Source organism: Arthrobacter sp. AQ5-05 (assembly GCF_003287975.1).
Taxonomy (GTDB): domain Bacteria; phylum Actinomycetota; class Actinomycetes; order Actinomycetales; family Micrococcaceae; genus Paeniglutamicibacter.
In genome coordinates this window covers 100,262-126,630 of the sequence record NZ_QMKQ01000006.1, presented here as the reverse complement: position 1 = coordinate 126,630, position 26,369 = coordinate 100,262, and the positions used below count along the sequence as shown (strand labels likewise).

26 protein-coding genes and 3 tRNA genes are annotated in these 26,369 nt (G+C 68.6%); 17 read left to right on the top strand and 12 right to left on the bottom strand.

Features of this window, described 5'->3' with window-relative positions:
* Window positions 1-20 precede the first annotated feature (20 nt).
* Both DQ353_RS08315 and DQ353_RS08310 read left to right on the top strand, forming a co-directional pair.
* Window positions 21-1,397 (top strand): cystathionine beta-synthase, encoded by a 1,377-nt coding sequence (locus DQ353_RS08315; RefSeq protein WP_113762289.1) that lies wholly within the window; start codon window positions 21-23, stop codon window positions 1,395-1,397.
* Between the two features lie 19 nt (window positions 1,398-1,416).
* A complete protein-coding gene (locus DQ353_RS08310) occupies window positions 1,417-2,574 on the top strand; it encodes a cystathionine gamma-synthase (RefSeq protein ID WP_113762288.1) in 1,158 nt (385 codons plus the stop codon).
* Window positions 2,575-2,668: 94 nt separating this feature from the next.
* Here DQ353_RS08310 and DQ353_RS08305 read toward each other — a convergent pair whose 3' ends face one another.
* Together DQ353_RS08305 and DQ353_RS08300 are read right to left on the bottom strand one after the other, a co-directional pair.
* Complete coding sequence (locus DQ353_RS08305) at window positions 2,669-3,856, bottom strand: amidohydrolase (RefSeq protein WP_113762287.1); 1,188 nt, start codon at window positions 3,854-3,856, stop codon at window positions 2,669-2,671.
* A gap of 61 nt (window positions 3,857-3,917) precedes the next feature.
* Entirely contained in the window at window positions 3,918-4,358 is a 441-nt protein-coding gene (locus tag DQ353_RS08300) for a hypothetical protein (protein ID WP_113762286.1), read from the bottom strand.
* Between the two features lie 130 nt (window positions 4,359-4,488).
* Between DQ353_RS08300 and DQ353_RS08295 the strand changes: the two genes are divergently transcribed.
* The 7 genes from DQ353_RS08295 (at window position 4,489) to DQ353_RS08265 (ending at window position 10,310) form a co-directional block, all read left to right on the top strand.
* Window positions 4,489-4,761: a metal-sensitive transcriptional regulator gene (locus DQ353_RS08295; protein ID WP_113762285.1), complete on the top strand. Its 273-nt coding sequence runs from the start codon at window positions 4,489-4,491 to the stop codon at window positions 4,759-4,761.
* 9 nt (window positions 4,762-4,770) lie between these two features.
* Window positions 4,771-5,457 carry an MOSC domain-containing protein gene (locus DQ353_RS08290; protein ID WP_113762284.1) on the top strand — a complete coding sequence of 229 codons (687 nt, stop codon included), beginning with the start codon at window positions 4,771-4,773 and terminating at the stop codon, window positions 5,455-5,457.
* Window positions 5,458-5,799: 342 nt separating this feature from the next.
* Complete coding sequence (locus DQ353_RS08285; RefSeq protein WP_113762283.1) at window positions 5,800-7,818, top strand: DEAD/DEAH box helicase; 2,019 nt, start codon at window positions 5,800-5,802, stop codon at window positions 7,816-7,818.
* Between the two features lie 999 nt (window positions 7,819-8,817).
* Window positions 8,818-8,889, top strand: a tRNA-Thr gene (locus tag DQ353_RS08280).
* Window positions 8,890-8,960: 71 nt separating this feature from the next.
* Window positions 8,961-9,037: transfer RNA gene (locus DQ353_RS08275), tRNA-Met, on the top strand.
* Between the two features lie 351 nt (window positions 9,038-9,388).
* Window positions 9,389-10,057, top strand: coding sequence for a VTT domain-containing protein (locus tag DQ353_RS08270; RefSeq protein WP_113762282.1), 669 nt, complete (start codon window positions 9,389-9,391; stop codon window positions 10,055-10,057).
* Between the two features lie 181 nt (window positions 10,058-10,238).
* A tRNA-Thr gene (locus tag DQ353_RS08265) sits at window positions 10,239-10,310 on the top strand.
* Between the two features lie 68 nt (window positions 10,311-10,378).
* Here DQ353_RS08265 and DQ353_RS08260 read toward each other — a convergent pair.
* Window positions 10,379-10,987, bottom strand: coding sequence for a DedA family protein (locus DQ353_RS08260; protein ID WP_113762331.1), 609 nt, complete (start codon window positions 10,985-10,987; stop codon window positions 10,379-10,381).
* 284 nt (window positions 10,988-11,271) lie between these two features.
* On the opposite strand from DQ353_RS08260, the gene DQ353_RS08255 reads away from it, so the two are divergent.
* The 8 genes from DQ353_RS08255 to DQ353_RS08220 all read left to right on the top strand — a co-directional run bounded on the left by DQ353_RS08255 (window position 11,272) and on the right by DQ353_RS08220 (window position 19,031).
* Window positions 11,272-13,287 (top strand): MinD/ParA family ATP-binding protein, encoded by a 2,016-nt coding sequence (locus tag DQ353_RS08255; protein ID WP_113762281.1) that lies wholly within the window; start codon window positions 11,272-11,274, stop codon window positions 13,285-13,287.
* A gap of 1 nt (window position 13,288) precedes the next feature.
* Complete coding sequence (locus DQ353_RS08250) at window positions 13,289-14,224, top strand: DUF2797 domain-containing protein (RefSeq protein WP_113762280.1); 936 nt, start codon at window positions 13,289-13,291, stop codon at window positions 14,222-14,224.
* A gap of 32 nt (window positions 14,225-14,256) precedes the next feature.
* Window positions 14,257-14,550 (top strand): hypothetical protein, encoded by a 294-nt coding sequence (locus DQ353_RS08245; RefSeq protein ID WP_113762279.1) that lies wholly within the window; start codon window positions 14,257-14,259, stop codon window positions 14,548-14,550.
* A 67-nt stretch (window positions 14,551-14,617) separates the two neighbouring features.
* Window positions 14,618-15,067 (top strand): FAS1-like dehydratase domain-containing protein, encoded by a 450-nt coding sequence (locus DQ353_RS08240; RefSeq protein ID WP_113762278.1) that lies wholly within the window; start codon window positions 14,618-14,620, stop codon window positions 15,065-15,067.
* Window positions 15,067-15,507: a MaoC family dehydratase gene (locus DQ353_RS08235; protein ID WP_113762277.1), complete on the top strand. Its 441-nt coding sequence runs from the start codon at window positions 15,067-15,069 to the stop codon at window positions 15,505-15,507. Before DQ353_RS08240 ends, DQ353_RS08235 begins: the two co-directional genes overlap by 1 nt.
* A 59-nt stretch (window positions 15,508-15,566) precedes the next feature.
* Entirely contained in the window at window positions 15,567-16,757 is a 1,191-nt protein-coding gene (locus tag DQ353_RS08230) for an MFS transporter (protein WP_113762276.1), read from the top strand.
* A gap of 12 nt (window positions 16,758-16,769) precedes the next feature.
* On the top strand, window positions 16,770-17,846 hold the full coding sequence (locus DQ353_RS08225; protein ID WP_113762275.1) for a UDP-N-acetylmuramate dehydrogenase: 1,077 nt from the start codon (window positions 16,770-16,772) through the stop codon (window positions 17,844-17,846).
* 18 nt (window positions 17,847-17,864) lie between these two features.
* On the top strand, window positions 17,865-19,031 hold the full coding sequence (locus DQ353_RS08220) for a winged helix DNA-binding domain-containing protein (protein ID WP_113762274.1): 1,167 nt from the start codon (window positions 17,865-17,867) through the stop codon (window positions 19,029-19,031).
* A 132-nt stretch (window positions 19,032-19,163) separates the two neighbouring features.
* On the opposite strand, the gene asd is transcribed toward DQ353_RS08220, so the two are convergent.
* The 9 genes from asd to DQ353_RS08175 all read right to left on the bottom strand — a co-directional run bounded on the left by asd (window position 19,164) and on the right by DQ353_RS08175 (window position 26,366).
* Window positions 19,164-20,282: an aspartate-semialdehyde dehydrogenase gene (gene asd / locus DQ353_RS08215; protein WP_113762273.1), complete on the bottom strand. Its 1,119-nt coding sequence runs from the start codon at window positions 20,280-20,282 to the stop codon at window positions 19,164-19,166.
* A 65-nt stretch (window positions 20,283-20,347) separates the two neighbouring features.
* Entirely contained in the window at window positions 20,348-20,848 is a 501-nt protein-coding gene (locus DQ353_RS08210) for a hypothetical protein (protein ID WP_146755223.1), read from the bottom strand.
* The gene (locus DQ353_RS08205) at window positions 20,845-21,090 is read right to left on the bottom strand and encodes an NF038396 family protein (protein WP_181578296.1); all 246 of its coding nucleotides are present in this window, start codon (window positions 21,088-21,090) and stop codon (window positions 20,845-20,847) included. Before DQ353_RS08205 ends, DQ353_RS08210 begins: the two co-directional genes overlap by 4 nt.
* Window positions 21,087-21,596 carry a dihydrofolate reductase gene (locus DQ353_RS08200; RefSeq protein WP_502696388.1) on the bottom strand — a complete coding sequence of 170 codons (510 nt, stop codon included), beginning with the start codon at window positions 21,594-21,596 and terminating at the stop codon, window positions 21,087-21,089. The genes DQ353_RS08205 and DQ353_RS08200 overlap by 4 nt, the downstream gene beginning before the upstream one ends.
* A gap of 59 nt (window positions 21,597-21,655) precedes the next feature.
* Complete coding sequence (locus DQ353_RS08195; protein WP_113762270.1) at window positions 21,656-22,459, bottom strand: thymidylate synthase; 804 nt, start codon at window positions 22,457-22,459, stop codon at window positions 21,656-21,658.
* A 140-nt stretch (window positions 22,460-22,599) separates the two neighbouring features.
* Window positions 22,600-22,986, bottom strand: coding sequence for a GntR family transcriptional regulator (locus DQ353_RS08190; RefSeq protein ID WP_113762269.1), 387 nt, complete (start codon window positions 22,984-22,986; stop codon window positions 22,600-22,602).
* The gene (locus tag DQ353_RS08185; protein ID WP_220093987.1) at window positions 22,983-24,851 is read right to left on the bottom strand and encodes a hypothetical protein; all 1,869 of its coding nucleotides are present in this window, start codon (window positions 24,849-24,851) and stop codon (window positions 22,983-22,985) included. The genes DQ353_RS08190 and DQ353_RS08185 overlap by 4 nt, the downstream gene beginning before the upstream one ends.
* Window positions 24,852-24,972: 121 nt before the next feature.
* Window positions 24,973-25,308 carry a GNAT family N-acetyltransferase gene (locus DQ353_RS08180; protein ID WP_113762329.1) on the bottom strand — a complete coding sequence of 112 codons (336 nt, stop codon included), beginning with the start codon at window positions 25,306-25,308 and terminating at the stop codon, window positions 24,973-24,975.
* Window positions 25,309-25,400: 92 nt separating this feature from the next.
* Complete coding sequence (locus tag DQ353_RS08175; protein WP_113762267.1) at window positions 25,401-26,366, bottom strand: NUDIX hydrolase; 966 nt, start codon at window positions 26,364-26,366, stop codon at window positions 25,401-25,403.
* Window positions 26,367-26,369 lie beyond the last annotated feature (3 nt).

Genomic DNA, 26,369 nt, shown 5'->3' with positions numbered 1-26,369 from the left:
CGCGCCGGTAGAGTGGCGCCATGAAGTATGCGCGCACAGTCCTGGACCTGATCGGCAATACGCCGCTGGTCAAGCTCAATTCGGTCACCGCCGACATCGAGGCCACGGTCTTGGTCAAGCTGGAATACCTGAACCCCGGCGGATCCATCAAGGACCGCATCGCCCTGAAGATGGTGGAAAACGCCGAGGCCGCCGGGCAGCTGCTCCCCGGGGGCACGATCGTGGAACCCACCAGCGGCAACACCGGGGTGGGGTTGGCCATGGTCGGCCAGCTCAAGGGCTACAAGACCATCTTCGTGACCCCCGACAAGGTCGGTGAGGAAAAGCGCGACGTGCTGCGCGCCTACGGGGCCGACGTCGTGGTGACCCCCACCGCGGTCGCCCCCGATTCCCCCGAGTCCTACTACGGCGTCTCGGACCGCCTGGTGCGCGAGATCCCCGGGGCCTACAAGCCCGACCAGTTCTCCAACCCCGCGGCCCCGGCCAGCCACTACGAAACCACCGGACCGGAAATCTGGAATGACACCGACGGCACGCTGACCCACGTGGTCATCAGCGCCGGCACCGGTGGCACCATCACCGGCACCGGTCGCTACCTCAAGGACATCTCCGCCGACCGCGCCGCCGGCCCGGTAAAGGTCATCGGCGTGGACCCGGACGGTTCGGTCTACTCCGGGGGCACCGGCCGGCCCTACTTCGTCGAGGGCGTCGGCGAGGACATGTGGCCGGGGAACTACGACCCGAAGGTCCCCGACGAGGTCATCGCCGTGAGCGACGCGGACGCGTTCGCGATGACCCGCCGCCTGGCCAAGGAGGAGGGCCTGCTGGTGGGAGGCTCCTCGGGCATGGCCGTGGTTGCCGCCCTGCAGGTGGCCAAGGACCTTCCGGCCGAGGCCATTCTCGTGGTGATCCTGCCCGACGGCGGGCGCGGCTACCTGGGCAAGATCTTCAACGATGCCTGGATGCGCTCCTACGGCTTTTTGCGCGACGACGCCACGGACACCGTCGGTGCGCTGCTGGCCGCCAAGCCCGCGGGCCTGCCGGCGCTGGTCCACACCCACCCCAACGAGTCGGTCCGCGACGCGATCGGCATCATGGGCGAATACGGGGTCTCGGCCCTGCCGGTGCTCTCCGCCGAACCCCCGGTGCGCCTGGGCGAGGTCCGCGGCTACATCGACGAGCGCACGCTGACCGAAAAGCTTTTCCGCAACGAGATCTCCCTGACCGACCCGGTGGGCCCGCTGGTGGCCACCGCGCTGCCGCTGATCGGCATCCACGAAACCATTGACCGGGCCAAGGAACAGCTCTCCCAGCATGACGCCCTGCTGGTCACCGACGACGGGGCCGCGGCCGGGGTCGTCACCCGCCACGACCTGCTCACCTACCTCACCCACTAAGAAAGTTGGCTCCCCTTTCATGACTGAGAACATCCAAGGATTCAACACCCGCGCCGTCCACGCCGGGCAGGCGTTCGAGCCGCGCACCGGGGCCGTGGTCCCGCCGCTGCACTTCTCCTCGACCTATGCCCAGGACGGCATCGGCAACCTGCGCGCCGGCTACGAATACGGCCGCGGCGGAAACCCCACCCGCGACGCCCTGCAGGAACAGCTCGCCGCGGTGGAACACGGCACCCACGCCTACTCGTTCTCCTCGGGCCTGGCCGCCGAGGACTCGCTGATCCGCGCGCTGGCCGAACCCGGGGACCACATCGTGCTGGGCAACGACGCCTACGGCGGAACCTACCGGCTCATTTCCCGGGTGCTTGGGGGCTGGGGCATCGGCAACACCCCGGTGGACATGTCCGACCACGCCGCGCTCAAGGCAGCGATTGCGGCCAACAAGACCCGCCTGGTCTGGGTGGAAACCCCCTCGAACCCGATGATGCGCATCACCGACATCGCTGCGGTCGCCAAGATCGCCCACGATGCCGGCGCCCTGCTGGTGGTCGACAACACCTTCGCCTCCCCGGCGCTGCAGCAGCCCCTGGACCTGGGCGCGGACGTGGTGGTGCACTCCACCACCAAGTACATCGGCGGGCACTCCGACGTGGTCGGCGGCGCCGTGGTGGTCAAGGACCCGGTGCTGGCCGAGGCCATCGGCTTCATCCAGTTCGCCGTCGGCGCGGTCTCCGGCCCGATGGACGCGTTCCTGACCACCCGGGGCCTGAAGACCCTGGGCGTGCGCATGCGCACCCACTCGGAGAACGCGATGGCCGTGGCCCGCTGGCTGGCACAGCGCCCCGAGGTCGAGGCCGTGCACTACCCGGGCCTGGAGTCCCACCCGGAGCACGAGCTGGCCAAGAAGCAGATGAGCGGCTTCGGCGGCATGGTCTCGGTGCAGTTCACCGGTGGCGAGGACGCGGCACGCACCGTGGCCGAGGCGACCCGCGTGTTCACCCTGGCCGAGTCCCTGGGCGGCATCGAATCGCTGATGAACTACCCCTCGGAGATGACCCACGCCTCGGTGAAGGGCACCGAGCTGGCCGTTCCGGTGAACCTGCTGCGCCTCTCGGTGGGCATCGAGGACATCGCCGACCTGCTCGCCGACCTCGAGCAGGCCTTCGCCCGGCTGTAGGCACCAGGCCGCAGCAACCACGCGAGGTGCGTGCCCGACGGGACATTCCGCCAGGCACGCACCTCGCGTGGTTGGGCTCCGGGCCGGCTTGCGCCTATTCGGGCACGACCTTGCGGGCGGCCACGACAGGGGTGCGGGTGGCCGCATCGTATTCCATGACCTGCTTCCCGCCGATCCACACGCGCAGCGCCCGGGAGAAGACATCGAGCGGATCCCCGCTCCACAGCACCAGGTCCGCGTCCTTGCCGGCTTCCAGCGAACCGATGCGCCCCGCAAGCCCCAGCACCTTCGCCGGGTGGATCGTCACGGCGCGCAGCGCGGTGTCCCGGTCCAGGCCCTCCTTCACCGCCAGCGTGCACTGGTGGATCAGGAAGTTGATCGGGATCACCGGGTGGTCGGTGATGATCGAGATCTCCACCCCGGCCTCGGCGAGCCGGCGCGGGTTGGCCAGCGAGCGGCCGCGCAGCTCCACCTTGGACTTGGTGGTGAACAGCGGGCCGATGAGCACCGGCACCCCGGCGGCGGCCACCACATCGGCGATCACGTGCGCCTCGGTGCCGTGGTCAAGGACCAGCTCGTAGCCGAACTCCGCGGCCAGGCGCAGCGCGGTGGCCACGTCGTCGGTGCGGTGGGCGTGCTGGCGCCACGGGATCTCCCGGCGCAGCACCATGCCCAGGGCCTCGAGCTTGGCGTCGCGCTTGTCCGGGTCGTTGGCGGCCAGGTAGTTCTGCGCCTCGATGAACCCCTGGCGGATCACCATTGCGGTGCCCAGCCGGGTGGAGGGCGTCTTGTCCTTGGCCCCGTATACGCGCTTGGGATTCTCGCCCAGGGCCGACTTGATGCCGCTGGGGGCCCGCAGCACCATCTCATCGACGTAGCGCCCGTGCGTGTGGATCGCCACGGTCTGTCCACCGATCGGGTTCCCGGACCCGGGGTTCACGTTCACGGTGGTCACCCCGCCGGCAAGGGCATCGTCGAAGCCGGGGTCGAAGGGGTCGACGGCGTCGATGGCGCGCACCGCTGCCATGTTCGGGTCCGTCATCTCATTCACGTCGGCTCCGGAACCGTCCTCGCCCTCCGGGTGCATGCCCAGGTGCACGTGCGCGTCGATGAACCCGGGCAGCAGCCATGCTCCGTCCGCGTCGAGGACCTGCGCGCCGGCCGGGACCTTCGCCGCGGGGCCCAGCGCGGTGATGACGGATCCGGTGACCACGACGGTCCCGGTGAACGGTTCCCCGATGATCGGGACGACATGTGCATTGGTGATCGCAAAAGTGTTCATGGGTGCACTCTGCCATGGTTTGCCGCGCTCCGACATGGGTCGATGCCCGGGTCCCGGGGAGTCACCGACGCTGGTTGCGGGCCTTCTCGGCACTGCGTTCGGCCCGGCGCCTGGCGCGGGCGGCCTTGGATTGCGGGGCGAAGTACCTGGTGGCTCCCGGGCTCCAGAGCAGCGCGACGCCCACCAGCAGCAGCGCGCCGAAGATGCCCAACCGCACCCCGCGGGTCAGCAGCGGGATGCCCACGATGATCCCGCACCAGGTCAGGGAGATCCGCCCGGCCAGTTTGCCCAACCAGAGCTGGAAGGTGCAGTACCCGATGACCAGGCCCAGCCCGACCAGTGCGATGCCCGCGCCCCAGAATCCGGGCGCCTCGTTGGCCGGGCGCGAGGCTGCATTGAGGAAGAACCCGGCGGCGAATGCCAGCGCGGAGGCGCAGGCGGCGGCCCACCACCAGCGGGCGGTGCGCAGCGAGGCCGGCAGCGCGTCCTTGGCGGTTTTCACTTCGCTGCCCCGAGGGCGTTTTGCTTCTTCTCCATGCACCGCAGGTTACCCGATGAATGCCGGTGCGCGGATTCGGCCCTGCGCCGTGGCGCGCTTCTTGTCCGTACCCCGGGGTGTATATTCTGGGGGCATGGAACTCGACCCCGTTGAACTGAAACCGGTACTCAACCGCCTCAAGCGCGCCCAGGGCCAGCTGGCCGCCGTGATCCGGATGATCGAGGACGGGCGCGAATGCAGCGAGGTCATCACCCAGCTCTCGGCCGCCTCCAAGGCCATGGACCGGGCCGGCTTCAGCATCATCGCCAGCGGCCTGCAATCCTGCATGCTTGCCGAGGCCCGGGAGCCCGGGTCCGCGCAGCTGGACCGGGACAAGCTGGAGAAACTCTTTCTGTCCCTGGCATAGGCTTTTTCCATGAGCCCGAACCCCGCCACCGGACACCCCGAATCCGCCGACATCGCCAGTGGGCGCCTGGAGGCGGTGTGCATCGTGCACGCGCTGAAGCCCGACGCCGGCGCGGTTGGAATCACCGCCATCGACAAACGGCCCGTCGCCGGACCGGTCAAGGTGCGCAAGCTCGGGCTCTACGCCGACACCCAGGTGGATCGCGAACACCATGGCGGCTATGACCAGGCGATCTACGCCTACTCCACGGCCGAGGCCGAACGCTGGAGTGCGGATCTGGGTCGGGAAGTCGTCGCCGGGCTCTTCGGGGAGAACCTGCGGATCTCCGGCGTCGAAACGTCCGACGCCGTGGTGGGGGAGCGCTGGCGGATCGGCGCCTCCGTGGTCCTGGAGGTCACCTGCCCGCGGGTTCCCTGCTCCACCTTTGCCCGGCATCTCGAGGCGGAAAACTGGGTGCCCCGGTTCACCGAACGCGGGGACGTAGGCTGCTTCCTGAAGGTCATCCGCACCGGCAAGGTCCGCGCGGGCGACGAGGTCGTGGTGCTTTCGCGTCCCGGGCACGGGGTGCGGATCCGCGACGTCTTCTTCGGCCCCACGCCCGTGCAGGCCGAGGCGCTGCTGGCCCACCAGGCGGCCACCGGCCACCGGCTTCCGGAGAAGGTCCTTCGCACGCTGCCCGGCGCCGCGGGGCGGTAGCCGGCCAGGGGTCCACCCCCGGGAAACGGGAAGGTTTAAAGCCGTGAACGGGCACATCATAGTCCGGTTTGCCACACCGTGTGCGCAACCTCACCGGCATTAAGTACCCCATGTTGCGCCAAGGGCGATAAGATTAGGTGTTCACTGTATCCGGCTTCCCTCGCATTCTGCCCAATTCTTGAGGCAGGAGCTGTCGTGTGTGAGCCCGCCATCTGATGCGGGTTGTTCCTTTCATAGGGGAGTCGCCGGACCAAAGTGATTGAGTCCGATTGTGCTGCGGAACCTCGTTGATACGGGGTCCATCCGCCCCTATGAATGAGGTAATTCTCTTTGTCTTCTGACATGCCCGAAAACCAGCCCACCGCCGAAACCAAGACCGAAGAAGACTCGATCCTCTTCGCCGATCTGGGCCTCGACGGCCGCGTTCTCGCCGCCGTCTCCGACCTGGGCTACGAAAAGCCCTCCCCGATCCAGGCAGCCACCATCCCGCTGCTGCTCGAAGGCCGCGACGTCGTGGGCGTTGCCCAGACCGGCACCGGCAAGACCGCCGCGTTCGCCCTTCCCGCGCTGTCGAAGATGGCCGAACTGGCCGACCTCAACGGCACCGCCCGCAAGACCCAGGTCCTGGTCCTTGCCCCGACCCGCGAGCTCGCGCTCCAGGTCGCCGAGGCCTTCACCTCCTACGCCAAGCACATGGGCGACTTCACCGTCCTTCCCGTGTACGGCGGATCCGCCTACGGCCCGCAGCTTGCAGGCCTGCGCCGCGGCGCCCAGGTTGTCGTTGGCACCCCGGGCCGCGTCATCGACCACATCAACAAGGGTTCCCTGGACCTGTCGGACCTGCAGTACGTGGTCCTGGATGAGGCCGACGAAATGCTGCGCATGGGCTTCGCCGAAGAGGTCGACAAGATCCTCGAGGCCACCCCGGAAGAGAAGCAGGTGGTGCTGTTCTCGGCCACCATGCCGTCCTCGATCCGCCGCATCTCCAAGCAGTACCTGCGCAACCCGCAGGAAATCTCGGTCAAGTCGAACACCTCGACCGGCACCAACATCCGCCAGCGCTACGTGCAGGTCATGGGAGCCCACAAGCTCGATGCCATGACCCGCATCCTGGAGTCGGAGAAGTCCGAGGGCGTTATCGCCTTCGTGCGCACCAAGATGGCAACCGAGGACCTGGCCGACAAGCTCAAGTCCCGCGGCTTCACCGCCGCAGCCATCAACGGTGACATCCCGCAGCAGCAGCGCGAGCGCACCATCGAGAACCTTCGCGATGGCAAGATCGACATCCTGGTTGCCACCGACGTTGCGGCCCGCGGCCTTGACGTGGAGCGTGTCTCCCACGTGATCAACTTCGATATCCCGCACGACACCGAGTCCTACGTGCACCGCATCGGCCGCACCGGCCGTGCCGGCCGCTCGGGCGACGCGATCCTCTTCATGACCCCGCGCGAAAAGTACTTGCTGCGTGCCATCGAAAAGGCCACCCGCCAGACGGTGGAGCACATGCACCTGCCGAGCGTTGACGCAGTGAACGACAAGCGCCTGGCCAAGTTCGCCGACCAGATCGGCGAGACCATCTCCTCGCAGGACCTGACGGTCTTCCGCAACCTGGTGGAAAAGTACTCGGCCGAGCACGAGGACATCACCGAGGTCGAGATCGCCGCGGCGCTGGCCCACATGGCACAGGGCGGCCGCCCGCTGCTCATGCAGGAAATGCCTGCGGCCCCGGCCAAGCAGGCACGCCTGGCCAGTGGCGGACGCGACGGATTCAACTCCCGCGGACCGTCCCGCTCCCTGACCGAAGGCAACGCCACCTACCGCATCGCGGTGGGCCGTCGCCAGCGCGTCATGCCCGGCTCCATCGTTGGCGCACTTGCCAACGAAGGCGGCCTGACCTCCGCCCAGATCGGTGGCATCGACATCCGTGCCGACCACACCCTGGTGGAACTGCCGGCAGACCTCTCCTCGGAGCAGATCCGCTCGCTGTCCCGCACCCGCATCGGTGGCGAACTGATCCACCTCGAGCTGGACAACGGCCGCAGCCCGAAGTCCGACCGCGAAGGCGGCGGCGGCTACCAGGGTGGCGGCGGACGCGGCGGCTACAGCGGCGGCCGTGGCGGTGGCGGCGGCTACCAGGGCGGCGCACGCAGCGGTGGCGGCGGTGGCTACCGCGGTGGCAACGACCGTCGTACCGAAGGCGGCTCCTCCGAGGGCGACCGCGGCGGCTACGACCGCAACGCCGGTGGCGAGCGCAGCGGTGGATACCGCGGCAACGCCGGTGCCGGCGCAGGTGAGCGCAGCTTCGGCGGCTCCTCGCGCAAGCCACGCACCACCGGCGGCCCGCGCCGTCGCGATTACTAGGCACTAAACAGCCACGACCCCCGGTGAGGGGTGTCCTTCCTGGCAAGGAGGGGCACTCCCGCCGGGGGTCTTGCTTTTCCCGGCCCCGGCCCGGATGCGTGTTGGGCCCGTTCCCCGCCGTGCGGCGAGGAGCCGGCAGGCCATGAACCCGATGCGTCCATGCCGTCGGGGATCACCTGCAACCACGGGTGCCAACCGGAAATGGAAGGTGCCTTCGCGGAACCGCTGGATTCCCCCGGGGGTGACATCCTGCGGCCCCTGTGGGTTGCGGGGGCGTGCACTGGCAGGGCCGCCAGGTGGCCCCGGACGACGAGCATGGACCTGCACCGTTCCCCGGCCCATGGGCGACTTGGCGGGGGCGGCCGCGGCCTCTGCCGGCCATCCATGGAGGCTTTCGTGAGGTGGCCGGGGACGGTTTCACGGATTCGGGAGGTGAGCACTGCCGCCACGGCTGCAGCAGCGCGCGCGGCGGGCCCCGCGACTCCAACAGAAGCTGCTCGCGCCTGCGGGTGCTTGCGGGACCTCCGCGCGAATTCGCGTCCTCTTTTCAGTTCCTTCGGCTCCCGTGCAGAACCCACGGTGCCTCCAGGATGCGGTCCCACCTGGAAGGTTCCCGGTGCATCCGGAGGCGTCACGGAGCCCATCCATGGTGCGGGAGAATGGTCCGGATCCGATGCCTGCCTATTTCCGCCAACGGCAACCAGTCGCAACGCAGGGAGAAGGCGGATGGGGAGCCAGGCGCGATTCCGGACCGGCGCATGACTGAACCTCCCGGCCAAGGTGTCCCGAAGACGAGACCCTTGGCCTCCGTCGCCGCCATCACGGGAACAGGAGCGTTCTGCGGCACCGCCCCGACCAATTGCCTGGTGATTCGCATCACTGCATTCCGACCCGAATGACACCCTGACGTGCCGCTTTCAAGGGATTTTGTGTGGTCGATCACAAAGTGCCATCCCGATTTCACAGCGTCGAAAATTGCTGGTAGAGTTCTTACTCGTTGCCCCCCTAGCTCAGTGGTAGAGCGCGTTCTTGGTAAGAACGAGGTCATCGGATCGATTCCGATGGGGGGCTCTGAATGGAATGGCCCGCGTCCAAGTCGGCCCGCAAGGGAACCTGGCGCGGACGCGGGTCTCATCATTCGTGGCGGCTTAGCTCAGCTGGTTAGAGCGCACGACTCATAATCGTGAGGTCCCGGGATCGAGTCCCGGAGCCGCTACCAAGGACTTAGCCCCGGAATCTCAACGATTCCGGGGCTTTTTCTTTGCCCAAAAACAGGCAAAAAAGTGCCCAAGTGCAGGCCTGGGTGCACCCGACGGCGCGCCCCTTTTTGTCATCCGGCGCGTTCCTTCCATTGGCCCCCTTGGACCTATCCGCTGAGTGAACGACGCGGGCAGTTGCACGGCTGTGGCGAAACGCGACTTTCGCGCCGGGGCTCAACCCGCGGGGCATGTCCGAGTGCAGGCCGTGAATCGGCTGGGAAACCGGTTCCGATCGGTGTAGTCCTGCTCGTGAGACGATGTGGTGCCGTATGGTTTGTTCGGTGATCCAACTTCTGAATCTGCATGCAACGATGGCTGCGATTGCGGTGCGGCCGGCGTCGGCGAGTTTCCTGCCGGACTGGCTGAACCCCGATGTCTTCTTGCGGAATCCCGCATTGGGCCCGTGGGTGATCCTGCTGATCTGCGGCATCGTGTTTGCCGAGACCGGACTGCTGGTGGGTTTCTTCCTGCCCGGTGATTCCATGCTTTTCACCGCAGGGCTTCTGGTCGCCACCGGCGCCCTGGATGTCGGCCTGCCGCTGTTTGCGCTGCTGATCGTTATTGCGGCTTTCGCCGGTGACCAAACCGGATACCTGATCGGCCGCAAGGCCGGCCCCGCAATCTTCAACAAGCCCGATTCAAGGTTTTTCCACAGGGAGCATGTCAACAAGGCGCATGTCTTCTTCGAACGCTTCGGCGGGCGGGCCGTGGTTCTTGCCCGATTCGTCCCGATCATCAGGACGTTCGCCCCGGTGATCGCCGGGGTGGCGCACATGCGCTACCGAGTCTTCGCGCTCTACAACCTCCTGGGAGCCCTGCTGTGGGGCGTGGGCGTGACACTGCTGGGTTTCTGGTTGGGCCAATACGAGTGGGTCGGCAAGAACATTGATGTCATCTTCATCGCGATCGTTCTCGTCTCCGTCATCCCCATTGGGCTCGAGCTGCTGAAGGCCGGGCGGCGCAAGGCAACCGAAAGCTGAGGCACCGGGCCATCCGGATTGCGGGTCGGCACGGCCCCCGGATACAGAGCCGGAGGGGGGCGGCTGCCGGCTTCGAACGGGCGGAAACGCACTGTCGAAGGCGCCAAAATGTGGCGTTGGTCATGTCCGCGGTTTTCGATGTGCAATTTAGGTCGATCATTGGGTAGAGTGTTTTCTCGTTGCCCCCCTAGCTCAGTGGTAGAGCGCGTTCTTGGTAAGAACGAGGTCACCGGATCGATTCCGGTGGGGGGCTCGACAAAAAAACCGCGGTTGGCCCGGATAACGGGTCCAGCCGCGGTTTTTGTTTTGCGTCGGCTCCGGCTATTTCCGCAACGACGTGTTCCCGCTGACCCTGGAAACGATCCGGTCGATGAGGATCCCCAGTCCGATGGCCACCGCCACGGCGACCGCCATGCCCAGGAGATGGTGTTCCTCGAACCACCGGCCGGCCAGGATCCCGATGAGGACGGAATAGGTTGCCCAGCCCAGGCTGGAAAAGCAGGTCAGGATGATGAAGGTCCGGCGCGGGAAACCCGTGGCTCCCGCCACCAGATTCACCGCGACACGACCGATGGGAACGAACCGGGCAACCAGGATCAGGGAGACCGGGCGAAGCCGCAATTCGTAGCCGGCCCAGGCAAAGGCGTGCTGAAGCCGCTTCCGGCGCATCCACGCAAACCTGTCGGTTCCGATGCCGCGCCCGATCAGGTATGCCACGTTGTCACCGACGAAGGCGCCGAGGCCGGCGACCAGCCCCAGTAGCCAGGGGTTCGGATTTCCGTGGGTTGGCACCAGGGAAGCCAAGGCCACGACCAGCGATTCGCTGGGCACCGGCGGGAAGAAGCCGTCAATCGCGCAAAACAGGAAAATCATCAAGTACGACAGGGGGTTTCCTGCAGCAGCGAAGATGAAGGCACTTAGTGCGTCCAAGGCAGTGGAGAAAAAGTCCAAGAGAAATCCTGTTCGTTCAGTGTCCCGGGCTCCCAATGTAGGTCAACGCGGGCTTCCACCTCCAAGGCTAGCCACGACACATACCATTTCCTACTTTGATGGCGCCTGTGATCAAGCCGACTCAATCCGGCGGTTCACGTGGGTTGCCCGATAAGATGGACGAAGTGCGAAAGCCGCAATCATGCGTGCCCGACCTGGAAGGTTGGACTCGTTGGGGTCATTCGCTCTCGACGACCATGAATCTCCAGGAGAGGACGAAGCACATGCCGAAAGCGGACTTCAACCAAGAGTTCCCGACCCGTGCTTCCCTGCGGCGCGCCCGCCAAGCCGAAGTGGCAGCCCAAGAACAGGCCAAGGACGACGCGAAGAAGGCCGCGGCAAAGCCCCGGGTGCCGGACGAATTCGATGCCGTTCCCGAAGCCGGCCTCGAAGGAGCCCCGGCCGCAACCGCCAAGCCCGGACCAGCCAGCCCGGTCAACACCGCAGGCGCCGCAAACGCCAAGACCGCACCGACGGCCGCGTCGAGCGCAACGGCCCCCGCAAAGCCGCAACCCAAACCGGCTCCGTCGGCTCCGGCAAGGCCCGCAGCCGCCGCGCCAGCCCCGGAAAAGGACGGCAACGCCACCAAGACCGTGAACAAGCCCGCTGCACCGGCGCCGGCAAATGCCAAGCCCGCAGCCAAACCAGCAGCACCGGCGCCAGCAGCAGCAAAAGCACCGGATGCCAAGGCCGTTCCGCCCAAGGCCGAGACACAGCCTGCAACCGGGGCCAAGCCCGCGGCCCCCGCCGTAAGCGCCGCCAAGCCACCCGCGCCCGCAGCCACTGCTTCCCCGAAACCTGCCGCAGCCGCTGCACCGGCCAAGCCCGCTGCACCGGCCAAGCCCGCGGCCCCGGCCGCGAAGCCGGAAGCCGCCAAGCCTGCAGCCACCCCCGCAACCAAGCCGGCTCCCGTGGAGCCAAAGCCTGCACAGGCCGCCGCCACACCGGCAGCGAAACCCGCTCCAGCCGCAGCAAAGCCCGCACCTACCGCGGCAAAGCCGGCTCCGACGGCAGCCATCCCCGCCGCAAGGCCTGCTCCCGCGGCCGCCAAACCGGCAGCCGCACCGGGCGCGAAGCCCGCGGCAACACCCGCCAAGCCGACGGCCACGACAGACAACAAGCCTGCTGCTGCCCCAGCCAAGCCTGCTGCGCCCAAGCCGGTTGCTCCGAAGCCGGTCGCACCCAAGGCCGCCGGAAACCCCGCCGCGCCCGCCGCGGCAGCGGCCAAGACGGCGGACAGCTCAGCACCGGCCGAGGACCTCACGACGCCCGAAGGGCGCCGCCAGGCCTTCCGCGAGATGAACCCGGCAGCCGGGACCCGCGACACGTTCCTGCGCCCCGAGGACGAGACCACGTTCCGTGCCGAACGCGGTTTCCGCGGCTTCCTCACGCGTCTGGGCTTCAACATGGAACCTTCGGCCGAGGAGGTCGAGGAACGCAAATGGCGCCGCGTCGTCGGCACCCGGCTCACCGAACCCAAGACCATCTCCGTGGTCAACGGCAAGGGCGGAGCCAACAAGACCCCCACCGCGGTGCTGCTCTCGGCCGTCTTCGGCCGCAACACCGGGGACCCGGTCCTGGTCTGGGACAACAACGGAACCCGCGGAACCCTGGGCTGGCGCACCAGCCAGGGGCCGCACACCGCCCATTCCATGGACCTGCTGGCTGCCGCACCGCGGCTCAAGGACGTGAAGGTCGGGGACCCGGTCATCCACGACTACACGCATTACCAGCCCGAGGACTGCTACAGCGTCCTGCGCACCGACCCGACGCTGCTGGCCAGCGAGCAGTTCGTCAACGCCGCGGACTTCGACGCGTTGCACTCGATAGCCTCGCGCTTCTTCTCCCTGACCATCATGGACTCGGGCAACGACGAGTCGGCCGAACGCTGGATGCGCATGATCGACCACACCGACCAGCTGGTCATCGCCAGCACCACGGTGGAGGAACACGCCGAGGCCGGCGCCCTGCTGCTCGAGGCCCTGGCCAAGCGCGGGGGACACTACGCCGAGCTGGCCCAAAACGCCGTCGTCATCGTCTCCCAGCACCAGCCCCACGGCAACAGCGAACAGCTTGACCGCATCGCCCACGGCTTCGGCCGCCTGGCCCGCTCCGTGGTCACCGTCCCCTACGACGCGGCACTGGTCAAGGGGCAGATCCGCTTTGAGGGACTGCGCCCGGCAACACGCCGGGCCTGGCTGCACGCCACCGCCGCCGTGGCCGGGGCACTGCACGGCTGAGGTGGAAACCCGCGCCCTGCTCTGCCGCGGGATCCGCTGGCCCGCGGCCCCCGGAACCCCGTCGCTGGTGCTCGATGATGAAAACCGGCACGCCCGCGACGTGGTGCTGGAACCGGAAACGCGGCTTGGCTTCAGGGTGCTGCCCGGCCGCTGGTGCCTGGGCCACCAACTGATCGCCGACAGGACCCACCGCACCCTGGTGCCCTGCCCGACCGGCTCCCTGATTGCCAGCGGCACCCAGTGCGCACCTTGCGCGGCCGCCGACCAATCACGGCCGATGCATGAATTCCATCGCACGGGCCGCGCCGGTCCGGGCCTGCGCGACTACCTGGACCAACCGCACTGGCTCTACGTGGCGACGTTTGCCCAGGGAACCACCAAGGTCGGCACTGCCGCGAACCCCAGCAAGTGGCGCCGCCTGGCCGAACAGGGCGCGATCAGCGCCCGCTATGTCGCCTGGTGCCCCGACGGGGTCTCGGTGCGCGACCTCGAGGACCTTCTCACCAGCGAGCTCGGATTCACCCAACAGGTCAGGGCCAACTCCAAGGTCCGCGGCCTGCTGGAAAACCACGTGGGCACCGTGGAACTCGATGCGCTGAACGCTTCCAGGGCGGAGGCCGCGCGCAGCCTTCTCGCGTCGCTGGACCCGGGAACCCTGGCCGGTTCGCACACGGTCGAGGAGACCTGGACCCCGCCGCCCCAAGGACAGGTCCTGCTGGCCGGTTTCGACGCCCGCCGGCTGCAGCCCTACCCGGGGAACCTCGCCGAAGGACCCCACGGTTTTTGCGTGGCCGCGGTCTCCGGGCAGGTGCTGGGCATGGAATTGGGCGGGCAACCGGAGATGTTCGTGGCCAATGCGGCTGTGTTGAAGGGGCGCAAACTGGCGCTGGGTGAACATGCGACACAGTCGCCACCGGTCCAGGGCGCACTGTTCTAAGCCGATTTGCGGCGCTGAATTAGGATTGGAGCATGACCAATACCCCCTGGGAAGCTTCTTCCGGACTGTACAAGAAACTGGCCATCGGGTCGATGGTGGTTTCGGGCACTGGCATCGTCCTGGCCCTGATCGGTGCCAACACGCACAACCGGCCGCTGATGTACACGGCCATGGGCATCATCGGCATCGGACTGGTGGCCCACCTGATCGGGATGGTGATCCGCGCCCGCGACGCCAGGGCCTGGCGCGTCTCCCAGGGACTGGTCCGGCCCCGGCCGCCCAAGCGCGGCAAGCGCAACAACAACACCCCCGGGGACACCCCCTAGCCGATCCCCGGGCCCACATCTTTCACCCAAGCAGCAGCACTCGTCCCACACAGGAGCGGCACAACCGATGAGCATCAATCCCGACTTGGCAGGCCGGAACTACCCGGCCCAGGAGCCCTACGTGGTGGGCCGCGAAAAGATCCGCGAATTCGCCGCAGCCGTGAAGGCCACCCACCGGGCCCACTACGACCTGGACGCCGCGGCGCAGCTGGGCCACGGAGACCTGCTGGCACCGCCGACCTTCGCGATCATCGTGGCCCAGCGCGCCGACGCGCTGCTGGTCAACGATTCCGACAGCGGCATCGACTTCTCCCGCGTGGTGCACGCCGACCAGCGCTTCACCCACCACCGTCCCATCGTGGCCGGGGACCAGCTGGTTGCCGAATTGCACGTGGACACCGTGCGCGCCATGGGCGGCGGGGCCATGATTTCCACCCGCGCCGAGATCGCCACCACCGAGGGCGAAAAGGTCGCCACCACCGTTTCCTCGATTTTGGTACGCGGAGAGGACCAGTAATGATCGACTTCGACGCCCTTGAAAAGGGCCAGCAGATCGGCTCCGCCACCGTCTTCGTGAACCGCGCGGACCTGGTGCGCTATGCCGGGGCCTCGGGGGACTTCAACCCCATCCACTGGAACGAGCGCTTCGCCACCGAGGTCGGGCTGCCCGGGGTGATCGCCCACGGCATGTTCACCATGGGGGCCGCGGTGCAGCTGGTCGCCGACTGGGCCGGAAACCCCGGCGCCATCGTCGACTACCAGACCCGCTTTACCAAGCCCGTGCCGGTGGCAGACCCGGCCGGCACCAACCCGTCCGAGACCCGGGGCACCGCCATCGAGATCGTCGGCACCATCGGCGCGCTGGACACCGAGGCCCGCACCGCCCGCGTGGACCTGGTGGTCAGCGTCGAGGGCACCAAGGTCCTGGTCAAGGCCCAGGCCGTGGTGCAGCTCTGAAACCAGCATCGGAATCCGCATCGCCCGCCCCCGCGGGGCGCCGGGGCAACCCCGGGGTCATGCCCTGGCGCAATGGCGTGCTCGCGCTGTACCTGGCCTCCGGGCTGATGCTCTCCACGCTGGTCTCCCGGCTGCCCTCGGTGCGCGACGCGCTGGGGCTGAGCCACGGCGAGGTCGGCCTGCTGCTGCTGTGCATGACGGCCGGGTCCTTCGCCTCGGTCTCGGTCTCCGGATTCGTGGTCATGCGCCTGGGCTCCAAGCGGACCCTGGTGCTCGCCGCCTCGCTGACCGCAGTGGCACTTGCTGCCGTAGGCGTCGCGGCGGCAGCGCTCCACTCGCTGGTGCTTACCGGGACGGCGCTGGGACTCGTGGGCGCCGGCAACGCCGCCTGGAACGTCTCCTCCAACGTCCAGGGCGCCGCCATGGAACGGGCCCTGGGCGTGCCGATCATGCCGGTGCTGCACGGCTTCTTCTCCGTGGGCACCGTGCTGGGTGCCGCGGCCGGGGCCCTGGGCGCCGCGCTGCACCTGTCCATTTCCTGGCACTTCGCATTGATGTCCGTGGCCGTGCTGGCCATCATCCACACCGGCACCAGGGCCTTTCGGCCCGACGCCTCCAACGCCGGGTCCGGGCACTCCAACAAGTCGCTGCTGGCCGATGCCTGGCGCGAACCGCGCACCCTGGTGCTCGGCGTGCTGGTCCTCGGCATGGCGCTGGCCGAGGGCGCGGCGGGGGACTGGGTCGCCCTGGCCCTGTCCGACGGCTACGGGGCCATCAACTCCGTGGGTGCCATCGGCTACGGGGTCTTCGTCACCGCGATGACCCTGGCCCGCCTCGGCGGCGGGTTTGTCCTGGCCCGGCTCGGGCGCGTGGTGGTCATCCGGATCTCCGCGGCGTCCACCCTGGCCGGACTGCTGCTGTTCGTCTTCGGGCCCTCCCTGCACACGGCCTTCGCGGCCCTGGTGTTTTGGGGACTGGGGGTCGCACTGAGCTTCCCGGTGGCGATGACCGCGGCCTCGGACGACCCGATGCGCGCCGCCGCCCGGGTCTCGGTGGTCTCCACCATCGGCTACGGTGCGTTCCTGGGCGGCCCCCCGCTGCTGGGCCTGCTGGCTGACCGCGTCGGGCTGCTGCACGCCCTGGGCTACGTGGGCATCCTCGTGGTCATCTCCTTCTTCCTGGCCCCGGCCGCCGGCCCCCGCAAGGCCGCCGCCGTGCCGGAACCCGCAACCAACACCTCCGAACACTAAGGCGCAACCACCGTGAACACCCAGCTGCTCGCACCCCTGACCACCACCGGCGTCGGCGGCCCCGCCGCCACCTTCGTCCGTGCGGACACCGAGGCACGGATCACCGCCGCGGTGGGGGCCGCGGACGCGGCGGGGGAGGAACTGCTGATCGTTGCCGGCGGCTCGAACCTGGTGATCGACGACGCCGGGTACCCCGGCACGGTGCTGCAGATCGCCAACCGGGGGGTGTCGATCGGCAAGGAGCTGTCCGACGGTCGCATCCGCGTGGACATCGCCGCCGGGCACCCGTGGGACGACGCCGTCGCCCAGACCCTGGACGCCGGGCTCTCGGGGCTCGAGGCCCTGTCCGGGATCCCCGGATCGGCCGGGGCCACCCCGGTGCAGAACGTCGGCGCCTACGGCTCCGAGGTGGCCCACACGTTGCTCGAGGCCAAGGTCTACGAACGCGCCACCGGCTTCACCACCTACTTCGGAAACGCCGGGCTGGGGTTCGGCTACCGCGATTCGCTGCTCAAGCGCACCACCACCAACGGCTCGCCGCAATACGTGGTGCTCTCGGTGTCCTTCGCGCTGGAGCGCCGGCCCGACTCCGCGCCGATCCGCTACCAGGAGCTGGCCCGCACCCTGGGCGTGTCGGTGGGAGAACGCGCCGACGCCGCGGCGGTGCGCGCCACGGTGCTCCAATTGCGTGCCTCCAAGGGCATGGTGCTGGACGCCGCGGACCGCGACACCTTTTCCACCGGTTCCTTCTTCACCAACCCGATCGTGCCGGCCGCGGTGCTCGACTCGCTGCCCGCCGGGGCCCCGAACTTCCCGGTGGACACCCCCGGCATGGTCAAGCTCTCGGCTGCCTGGCTGATCGACAGGGCCGGCTTCGCCAAGGGCTTCGGGTTGGAAGGCACCGCCGGGGAACGGCTGGCCGGCGGTCGGGCGGCGCTGTCCACGAAGCACACCCTGGCCATCACCAACCGCGGACACGCGTCCAGCGCGGACGTGCTGGCCATCGCCCGCGCGGTGCGTGCCGGGGTCCGCGAACGCTTCGGCATCGAGCTGCACAACGAACCGCTCTTGATCGGCTGCGCCCTGTAGGGAATCGTGGGGTGCACCATGGCACCCGGAACCCCACGCACCACCGCCGTCGCCCGCCTGCGCCTGGCCGCGCAGGGGCTGCTGCGGGGTGTTCCTCCGGCCACCCTGGATGCGCCGGCCACCACGCCGCAGCAAGTGGTCGCCGCGCTGGGCATGATGCAGGCCCAGGACCTGCCCCAGGTGTGCTGGGCGGTGGGCGTGCGGCTGCCCGGTGCCGGGCTCAGCGACATCCATGCGGCCCTGACGGACGGTTCGGTCATCCGTTGCTGGGGCGCCCGCGGCACGTTGATGCTCATCGACCCGGCGCTGCACGGCAGGCTCATGAGCGTGACGGCACCGCGGATGAACGCGAAGATGGCCGCCACCCGGGCGCAGGAAGACATCACCGCACCGGAAATCGCGCGCCTGGCCGAGGTGGCGCGCGAGCGCTGCGCCGGGGCGGGTGCCACGCGCACGGAGTTGCTTGACGCCTTTGCCGCGTCCGGCTCAAGCATCGCCGGGCAGCGCGGCTACCACCTGATCGTGGCCGCGAGCCTGCACGGGGGCATCGTCCAGGGCCCCATGGAGCCCGGCAGCGAGACCCGGCAGCTGTTCATGGCCGCCGGGTCCTGGATCCGGGCCGGGGCCGAGGTGCCCGACGCGCGCAGGGCGCTGAAATTGCTGGTGCGCACCTACTTCGAGTCCCACGGCCCGGCCACCGTCGCCGATTGCGCCTGGTGGCTCGGCATTCCGCTGACGCCCGTGCGTGCCGCTGTCGCGGACCTGGCAGGGGTGCTGGGCAGCCGCGAACTGGGCGGGGTCGCGCACCATTTCGCCGCCGCACACGCAAAACGCTGGGAGCACCCGCCCGGGGCGCGCAGCGTGCTGGCGCTTCCGGGGTTCGACGAGTTCGTGCTCGGCTACAAGGACCGCTCCGCGACCCTGCCCCAGGAGCATGTGCAGGCGGTGACCCCGGGGAAGAACGGGATCTTCCTGCGCACCGTGGCCGCCGGAGGCCAAACCGTCGGCACCTGGGAACTGGCCGCCACCGGCAAGCAGCGGCGGGGGCGCTTCGTGCCCTTCGGCGCCGGGGAGGGAACCGGGCCGGCGGCGGGACCTGCGCGCGGGTCGGGCGAGGGGAGCCCCGCGCGCGCCGCACAGGTTGCCGCGCGCATCGAGGCGTACCTGGAATTCCGCAGCAGCTAGGGCCATGGATGGAGGGAACGGAACGCGGCCGCGGCCGACCGGAAGGCCGCGGGCCGGTGGCACGCAAAAGGCCGGCCCCGGCCGCCGCCCCCAGCAGGGGAACGGCGGCCGGGACCGGCCCGTGCGGCGTGCCTAGAGGCGGCCCTGCGCGATGGCCAGCATGCGGCGCAGCGGCTCGGCCGCGCCCCAGAGCAGCTGGTCGCCCACGGTGAAGGCGGAGATGTACTTCGGACCCATCTCCAGCTTGCGGATGCGTCCCACCGGGATGTCCAGGGTGCCGGAGGCGGCAACCGGGGTCAGTGCGTCGACCGTGGCGTCCTTGGTGTTCGGCACGACCTTGGCCCACTGGTTGTCCTCGGCCAAGAGCTTTTCGATCTCCGCGACCGACAGGTCCTCGGTGAGCTTGAGCGTCAGCGCCTGGGAATGTGAGCGCATGGCGCCGATGCGCACGCACAGACCGTCCACGACGACCTTGTTGGCCTCGGTGTTGCCCAGGATCTTGTTGGTCTCGACCCCGGCCTTCCACTCCTCCTTGGACTGCCCGTTGCCCAGATCCGCGTCGATCCACGGGATCAGCGAGCCGGCCAGCGGCACGCCGAACTGGGTGGCGTCCAGGCCGCCGCGCTGCGCGGCGAGGACCTTGCGGTCGATCTCCAGGATCGCGGAGGCCGGGTCGTCGAGCTCGGAGGCGACGTGGCTGTTGATGTCGCCGAACTGGGTCAGCAGCTCGCGCATGTGCCGGGCGCCGCCGCCGGAGGCAGCCTGGTAGGTCATCGAGGTTCCCCACTCGACCAGCCCGTTGGTGAACAGCCCGCCCAGGCCCATGAGCATGCACGAGACCGTGCAGTTGCCGCCCACGAAGTCCCTGGTGCCGCCGGCCAGCGACGTGTCGATGACGTTGCGGTTGACCGGGTCAAGCACGATCACCGAGTCGTCGTTCATGCGCAGCGTGGAGGCCGCATCGATCCACAGGCCGTCCCAGCCGCGCTTGCGCAAATCCCCGTGGACCGCCGAAGTGTAGTCCCCGCCCTGGGCGGTGACGATGATCGGCAGCTTGGCCAGGGTGTCCAGGTCGTAGGCGTCCTGCAATGCGGGTGCGCCCTCGGCGAAGGCCGGGGCCGCGCCGCCGGCGTTGGAGGTGGAAAAGAACACGGGGTCGAGGTTCGCGAAGTCGCCCTCGTCCTGCATGCGTTGCATCAGGACGGAGCCGACCATGCCGCGGTAACCGACAAAGCCAACGGAAGAAGTCATGGTTCAAGCTTAAGGGGTGAAGGCCCCGCACGCGGATTCGGTTACGCAGTGCGCCGTCCCCGCGCTCAGGGCAGGTCCAGGGGTGCACCCAGCAGCGGCTTGGGCAGGCCGCGGGCCTTGCGCAGCTTCCGGGCGCGATGCTCGGCGCGGCCCAGGTGCGTGAAGTACCAGCCGCCGGCGATCATGAACAGTTCGGCAAAAACCAGTCCCGCCAATTCCCCGGGCGTGATGCCCGGCGGCCCCGCGAGGATGAAGATTCCCAGGGCCGGGACCGCGATCCAGAACAGGGTCGCGCCAAAGAGCATGCCCGGCCCGGTGGTGATCTTCGGCCCGGCGCCGCCGGTGGTGAAACCGATCTCTTCGGCCAGGTAACTGAAAAGCTCCCCGTCGGTGGTGCGCACCAGCCGGCGGTTTTCGCCCCGGGCGACGGTCAGTTCATGGGCCAGGACCACGGCCTTGTCGCGTTCGATGCGCTCGGGATCGTAGTACTTGAACATGCTCTTGCGGGGCCGGCCGGGCGGGTTGGGCTGTTCGGGCCGCCGGGGTGCCCCGGGGGCGTGGCTCACTTGCCCGGGCCGTCGTCCTGCCCGGCCAGCAGCGCCTTGCGCATGCCCACCAGCTTCAGCGAGCCGAACGCGAAGACCTGGGTGAAGACCAACAACAGCACCAGACCCATGATCTTGGAGCCGGTCAGGACCATGAACAGGCCCAGCCCGGCAAGGATCAGTGCGAAGAGCGGGAAGAGCATGTAGCCGAGCACAAAGAGTCCCTCGGGGCTGGTCTTCAGCGCGTTGATGGCGTCCTTCATGCCTTCTGCTCCCACGCCTCGACGCGGTACTGCGTGCCGTTGGCAGCGGTGAGCCATCCGGCCTCCGGTTCCGAGAGCGACTTGCTCCAGCCGCCATTCAGTGCCGGGGCCCGGGTGTCGCCCTTCGGGGAGGCGTTGATGACGGTCTTGACAGCCAGGTGGGCATGGCCGGCGAACATCGAGTAGATCTCGCCGCCGCCGATGACCCAGATCTCTTCGGCGCCCTCGGCCGCGCGGGCGGCCTTCAGGGCTTCCCCGGCGGTGGCGACGGGCACCGCTCCTGCACTGCGCAGCGCCGCGTGGCGTGTTCCATCGCGGGTGATCACGATGTTGGTGCGCCCGGGCAGCGGGCGGAACTTTTCCGGGAACGACTCCCAGGTCTTGCGGCCCATGATCACCGGGTGGCCGATGGTGGTGGCCTTGAAATGGGCCAGGTCCTCGGGCAGGGACCAGGGCATGGTGCCGTTGGCGCCGATGATGCCGTCCGCGGCCTCGGCCCAGATCATGCCGATGCGTTCGGGTGCGGTGGTTTCGGCGCGGTGTCCGGCGCCTTGGTTTGGGTTGCTCATACGGCGATGGGGGCCTTAATCGTCGGGTGGTGTTGGTAGTCCTCGATCACGAAGTCCTCGAGCGTGTAGTCGAAGATCGAATCGGGGGTGCGCGTGATGCGCAGACGCGGGTAAGGGTACGGCTCGCGGGTGAGCTGCTCCTTGACCTGCTCCAGGTGGTTGTCGTAGATGTGGGTGTCCCCGCCGGTCCAGATGAACTCGCCGCGTTGCAGGCCGAGCTGGTCGGCCATCATGCAGGTCAGCAGCGCGTAGGAGGCGATGTTGAAGGGAACGCCCAGGAACATGTCGGCGCTGCGCTGGTAGAGCTGGCAGGAAAGCTTGCCGTCGGCCACGTAGAACTGGAAGAACGCGTGGCAGGGCGGCAGCGCCATGTTCTCGATCTCGGCGACGTTCCAGGCCGAGACGATGTGCCGGCGCGAATCCGGGTTCTTGCGCAGCGAATCCACGACCTGCGAAATCTGGTCGATGTGCCGTCCGTCCGCGGTGGGCCAGGAGCGCCACTGCACCCCGTAGACCGGTCCGAGCTCGCCGTTCTCGTCGGCCCACTCGTCCCAGATCTTCACGCCGTTCTCGCGCAGGAACGAGGTGTTCGAGTCCCCGCGCAGGAACCACAGCAGCTCCACGGCCACGGATTTGAAGTGCACCCGCTTGGTGGTGATCAGCGGGAAGGATTCGGAGAGGTCAAAGCGCATTTGTCGGCCAAAGACGCTCGAGGTTCCGGTGCCGGTCCGGTCTCCCTTGGCGGTGCCATGGGCCAGGACGTCACGCAGCAGGTCTTCATACGGGGTTTGAATCGTCACCGCATCAGTCTAACCGCGGGCGGGCGGGTCAGGCGGAAACGACTGCCCCGAACACCGGAAATGCGCTCATGATCACCACGAAGGGACAGGCGGCCGGCAGGATCGCGGATGCTCCCGCGCCCTTGCGTTGCCGCCCGGAATCAGGCCCGCCCGGTGGCCCGCAACCGCCCCTGGAGCAGCGCGAGCAAGGTGCCGTCCTCGATGCCGGCGGCCCGGGAGGCGGCGATGAGTTCGGTGATCCGCAGCTGGATGTCCGCCTCGGCTTCCAGCTTGCTGCCCGACGGGGTGTGGGTCACCACGGTGCCGAGCCTGCGCCGGGACTCGATCAGTCCCAGTGCCTCGAGCTCCTTGTAGGCGCGGGCCACGGTTCCGGTGGCCACGCCGAGGTCCGAGGCCAGGGCCCGGACGGTGGGCAGGCGCGAGCCGTCGGCCAGCTGCCCCACGGCGATCAGCGAGGCGATCTGCGTGCGGATCTGTTCGAACGGGGGAGTGGCGTCGCGCAGGTCGACGGTGACCAGGGCACTCAATGGTTGCCCAGGCTTGGGTCCGGGGTGTGAAGCAGCGCAGGGCGGTAGGCGGTGGACGCCGGCAGCAGGCACAGGACCACACCGAGCACGAGGCAGACGATCTGGAAGCCGGAGGGAGCCGGGTCCTGGAACGAGCCCGCCACATAGCCGAAGTCGGTCGAGACCCAGTAGCCGGGGGTGACCAGGATTCCCGCGATGATGAACGAGGCCCCGCCGAAGGTGCGGGCCCCGCGCTGGGCAACAAGGACGCGCAGCTGGTGGTCTTCGACGCCGCCGGCCCCGCGGAGCAACGGTCGGCGTGCGGCCATGCGGTACAAGCCCCAGGCGAGCGCTGCGGCCAGCAGCAGGATGCCCAGCATCCACCAGGCCGCTGCGGCAAGCGCCGGCGGGCCGGTGAGCAGGAACGTGGCGATGCTGGCCACGCCCGTGGTCGCGGCCAGGCACAGCACGACCACAAACCAGGTGGGCAGCAGGTCGGTGCGCGGCCGATCGAGGGGAACACCGCTGCCAAGCCGGCGGGACACGATCCAGGCTGCCAGTGTCTGGACCAGGAAGTATCCGGCGATGACCAGCAACATCCCGGCGGCGTAGCCGCCCAGATCGTCCAACCGCGAGGGCCCGTCGGATGAGACCAGGCGGTGGATCTCGTCCCCGTTCTCGTCCACGATCTCCCACACCTGGCCGCTGGATGAGGATGATGCGGTCCAGGCCGGGATCGACCCCAGTATCGCCACGGCGAGGATCGAGGCGCCCTGGGCCAGCAGGAGGAAATCCCGGGCCTTGGCAAACGACGCGGACGGCGCTCCGGGCCGAAGGCCGGTGAACGAGGCCGAAGGCTCCAGCTTGGGCGGCCCGAAGGCCACGATGAGCACCAGCACCAGCAGCATCCAGATCGTTGCGATGCCGTTCATCGCGTTGGCCTGGTCCTGGGCTGTCGAATCGAAGGGGGAACCGGCGTCTCCGAGGGTCAGGCCCCAGTCGGCGCGGGCCCGCATGCCCTCGGTGACGTAGCCCAGGGCGGCGATGCCGAAGCCGGTGACGGCGAGGATCGTGGTGCGCAGCAGCCGGTTGATCCAGATGGCGCGCAGCACCGCGTTGTCCTCGGGGCCCAGGGAATCCAGCGGCGGGCGGTGGACGACCGCTGTGGCGGCACCCAGGGAACCGAGCAGCACCAGCCCGAGCCCGCCGAGCAGGTACGGGCCCACGACGTCGCCGGGCCGGGTTCCGGTGATGGGCCAGATTGTCGGCTCGTTGGCTGCGGCGTCGGCCTCGGCGCGGGTGATGTAGTCCTCCGGGTAGTCGAGGTCCACCGGGTTCCCGTCCTCGTCGAGCGGATTGCCGTATTCGTCGGTGTCCCCGTCGTAGATCGGCAGTTCCATGCCGGTTGAAGACTCGTTGCCCCTCCGGTCCGGTGCCCCGGAATCGTTCCAGGCCACGATGATGAGCACGGTGCTGATCGCGGTGCACAGCAGCAGGAATCCGGCCAGGAACCTCGGGACGAGGGTCTTGAGCCGGCGCACCTCCAGCGAGGCGGCGCGCACCGGCTTGAGATGCCGCGGCCAGGTGAACTGGCCCAGCACGTAGACGATGCCCAGCCAGAGCCCGGGAGCGGCGGCATGCATGACCAGCGTCGGGAAGCTGGTGCTCGCGGAGCCGGTCTCCCTGAACAGGTCTTCTCCGGGGTTGGCCCACAGGTTGGACAGCCCGGCGGTGCCCGAGGCAAGGAACGCGATCAGCGCGGTCCAGAAGGCGTGGCGCGAGATCGCGGCGGTGGCGTTGGACGCGCTGGGTTCGGCGACCAGGAAGCGCAGCAGCACATAGATCAGCGCCGCCGAGATGGCCAGGCCGGAACCGATGGTTGTCAACGCACCCATCATGGGGGACCCCTCTGCTTGGAACTTTGTATCAATGTATCAACACATTGAGACAAAGTCCCGGTCCGCGGGGCGGTTTCCCCGGCCGCGGCCGAATGGCTGCCGTAGGGGCTCAGACCAGCAGGTCGTTGTACTCCGGGTAGCGGCGCAGGTAGTCCTGCACATAGGAGCACTCCGGGACGATCTTCAGCTTGCGGGCACGCATGTCCTCGAGGACCAGGGTCACCAGCGCACGGGCATAACCGCGGCGGCCGTACTCCTCGTTGATGATGGTGTGCTGCAACGTGGCCACCTCGCCCTCGACGCTGTAGCCCAGGAATCCCACGTAGGTCGCGCCGTGCCACAGGCTGTAGCGGCCGCGGTCCTCGTCGTGGTCCAGCCGCAACCCCTGGTGCGCGATCTTCTCCCCGGCGTTGCCGTGGACTGGTGGGGAATCGTGTCGGGCCATGATGCACTCCTTGAACCGTTGAGCCGTGAAAAACACAACCGGGGCACCGCGCATTCGGGCACCTACCTAGAGACTACCGCGAAGGGTGCAGGCTAGTCCTCAAACGCGTCGTAAACTTCCACGGATACGAGTTTGCGCTTGCCAGAGACCGGTTGGTGGACCACGACGAGCGCCCCGGGGCGCAGGAACGGGTCCAGTTCGGGCAGGAAGGCGGCCAGCCCCGAATCCATCCTGCCGCGCAGCTCGGAAAGCACCAGCGGCAGCACCGGTCGGTGCGTGCACACCGCCTGCGCGCGGCGCTTGTCCAGCAGCTTGGCAATGGCGCGCTGGGCCTTTTCCGGGCGGCGCTTGGCCTCGTGCTCGGTGATCGACGGCAGCATCTTCACGATGAAGCGGTGCTGCTTCACATAGGGCGCGACGGTCTGCACGCAACGGGTCCACGGGCTGGACGCAACCTTGGCCGGCCGCCAGGAACCCAGCAGCCGGGCCACGGCAAGCGCCTGCCGCTGTCCGGTGGCCGCCAGCGGGCGCTTGCCCTCCTCGCGGGTCCAGTTGGAGCGCGGCTTGGCCTTGGCATGGCGCACCACCACAAAGGGGTGGGTGTCCAGCATCCCGGCCCGGTGCGCGGCGACCAGTGCCTCCATCGGCTCCAGGTCCCCGGGGTTGGTCAGCCAGGAGCGGGCCATCTTCGGGGTGGCCCAGCGCACCGCGTCGGTTTCCTTCCCGTCCGGGACCGGCGCGGTGCCCGGGAACTTCGCGGCCCAGTAGTACACGACCTTGGCCCGGGAACCCACCTGGTAGGTCATCGCCGGCAGCGGGATGCCCAGCACGATGTCCAGCCCGACCTCCTCGAAGACCTCGCGGGTTGCGCACTCGGGCAGTGTCTCCCCGGGGTCGAGCTTGCCCTTGGGCCAGGACCAGTCGTCGTACCGGTCCCGGTGGATCATCAGGACCTCGAGCCCGCCGCCGTTGACCCGCCAGACCAGGGCCCCGGCCGCCCGCACCGCGAAGTCGCCGGTGCGGATGGGCTCCGAATCACTTGAACGCACGAAATGCACGCC

Coding starts and splice junctions, on each gene's coding strand:
- DQ353_RS08230 (WP_113762276.1), top strand. CDS start 15,567: ATGCCCTGGCGCAATGGCGTGCTCGCGCTGTACCTGGCCTCCGGGCTG.
- DQ353_RS08315 (WP_113762289.1), top strand. CDS start 21: ATGAAGTATGCGCGCACAGTCCTGGACCTGATCGGCAATACGCCGCTG.
- DQ353_RS08240 (WP_113762278.1), top strand. CDS start 14,618: ATGAGCATCAATCCCGACTTGGCAGGCCGGAACTACCCGGCCCAGGAG.
- DQ353_RS08285 (WP_113762283.1), top strand. CDS start 5,800: ATGCCCGAAAACCAGCCCACCGCCGAAACCAAGACCGAAGAAGACTCG.
- DQ353_RS08270 (WP_113762282.1), top strand. CDS start 9,389: ATGGCTGCGATTGCGGTGCGGCCGGCGTCGGCGAGTTTCCTGCCGGAC.
- DQ353_RS08205 (WP_181578296.1), bottom strand. CDS start 21,090: ATGAAGGACGCCATCAACGCGCTGAAGACCAGCCCCGAGGGACTCTTT.
- DQ353_RS08295 (WP_113762285.1), top strand. CDS start 4,489: ATGGAACTCGACCCCGTTGAACTGAAACCGGTACTCAACCGCCTCAAG.
- DQ353_RS08200 (WP_502696388.1), bottom strand. CDS start 21,596: ATGATCTGGGCCGAGGCCGCGGACGGCATCATCGGCGCCAACGGCACC.
- DQ353_RS08180 (WP_113762329.1), bottom strand. CDS start 25,308: ATGGCCCGACACGATTCCCCACCAGTCCACGGCAACGCCGGGGAGAAG.
- DQ353_RS08235 (WP_113762277.1), top strand. CDS start 15,067: ATGATCGACTTCGACGCCCTTGAAAAGGGCCAGCAGATCGGCTCCGCC.
- DQ353_RS08290 (WP_113762284.1), top strand. CDS start 4,771: ATGAGCCCGAACCCCGCCACCGGACACCCCGAATCCGCCGACATCGCC.
- asd (WP_113762273.1), bottom strand. CDS start 20,282: ATGACTTCTTCCGTTGGCTTTGTCGGTTACCGCGGCATGGTCGGCTCC.
- DQ353_RS08305 (WP_113762287.1), bottom strand. CDS start 3,856: ATGAACACTTTTGCGATCACCAATGCACATGTCGTCCCGATCATCGGG.
- DQ353_RS08255 (WP_113762281.1), top strand. CDS start 11,272: ATGCCGAAAGCGGACTTCAACCAAGAGTTCCCGACCCGTGCTTCCCTG.
- DQ353_RS08245 (WP_113762279.1), top strand. CDS start 14,257: ATGACCAATACCCCCTGGGAAGCTTCTTCCGGACTGTACAAGAAACTG.
- DQ353_RS08310 (WP_113762288.1), top strand. CDS start 1,417: ATGACTGAGAACATCCAAGGATTCAACACCCGCGCCGTCCACGCCGGG.
- DQ353_RS08220 (WP_113762274.1), top strand. CDS start 17,865: ATGGCACCCGGAACCCCACGCACCACCGCCGTCGCCCGCCTGCGCCTG.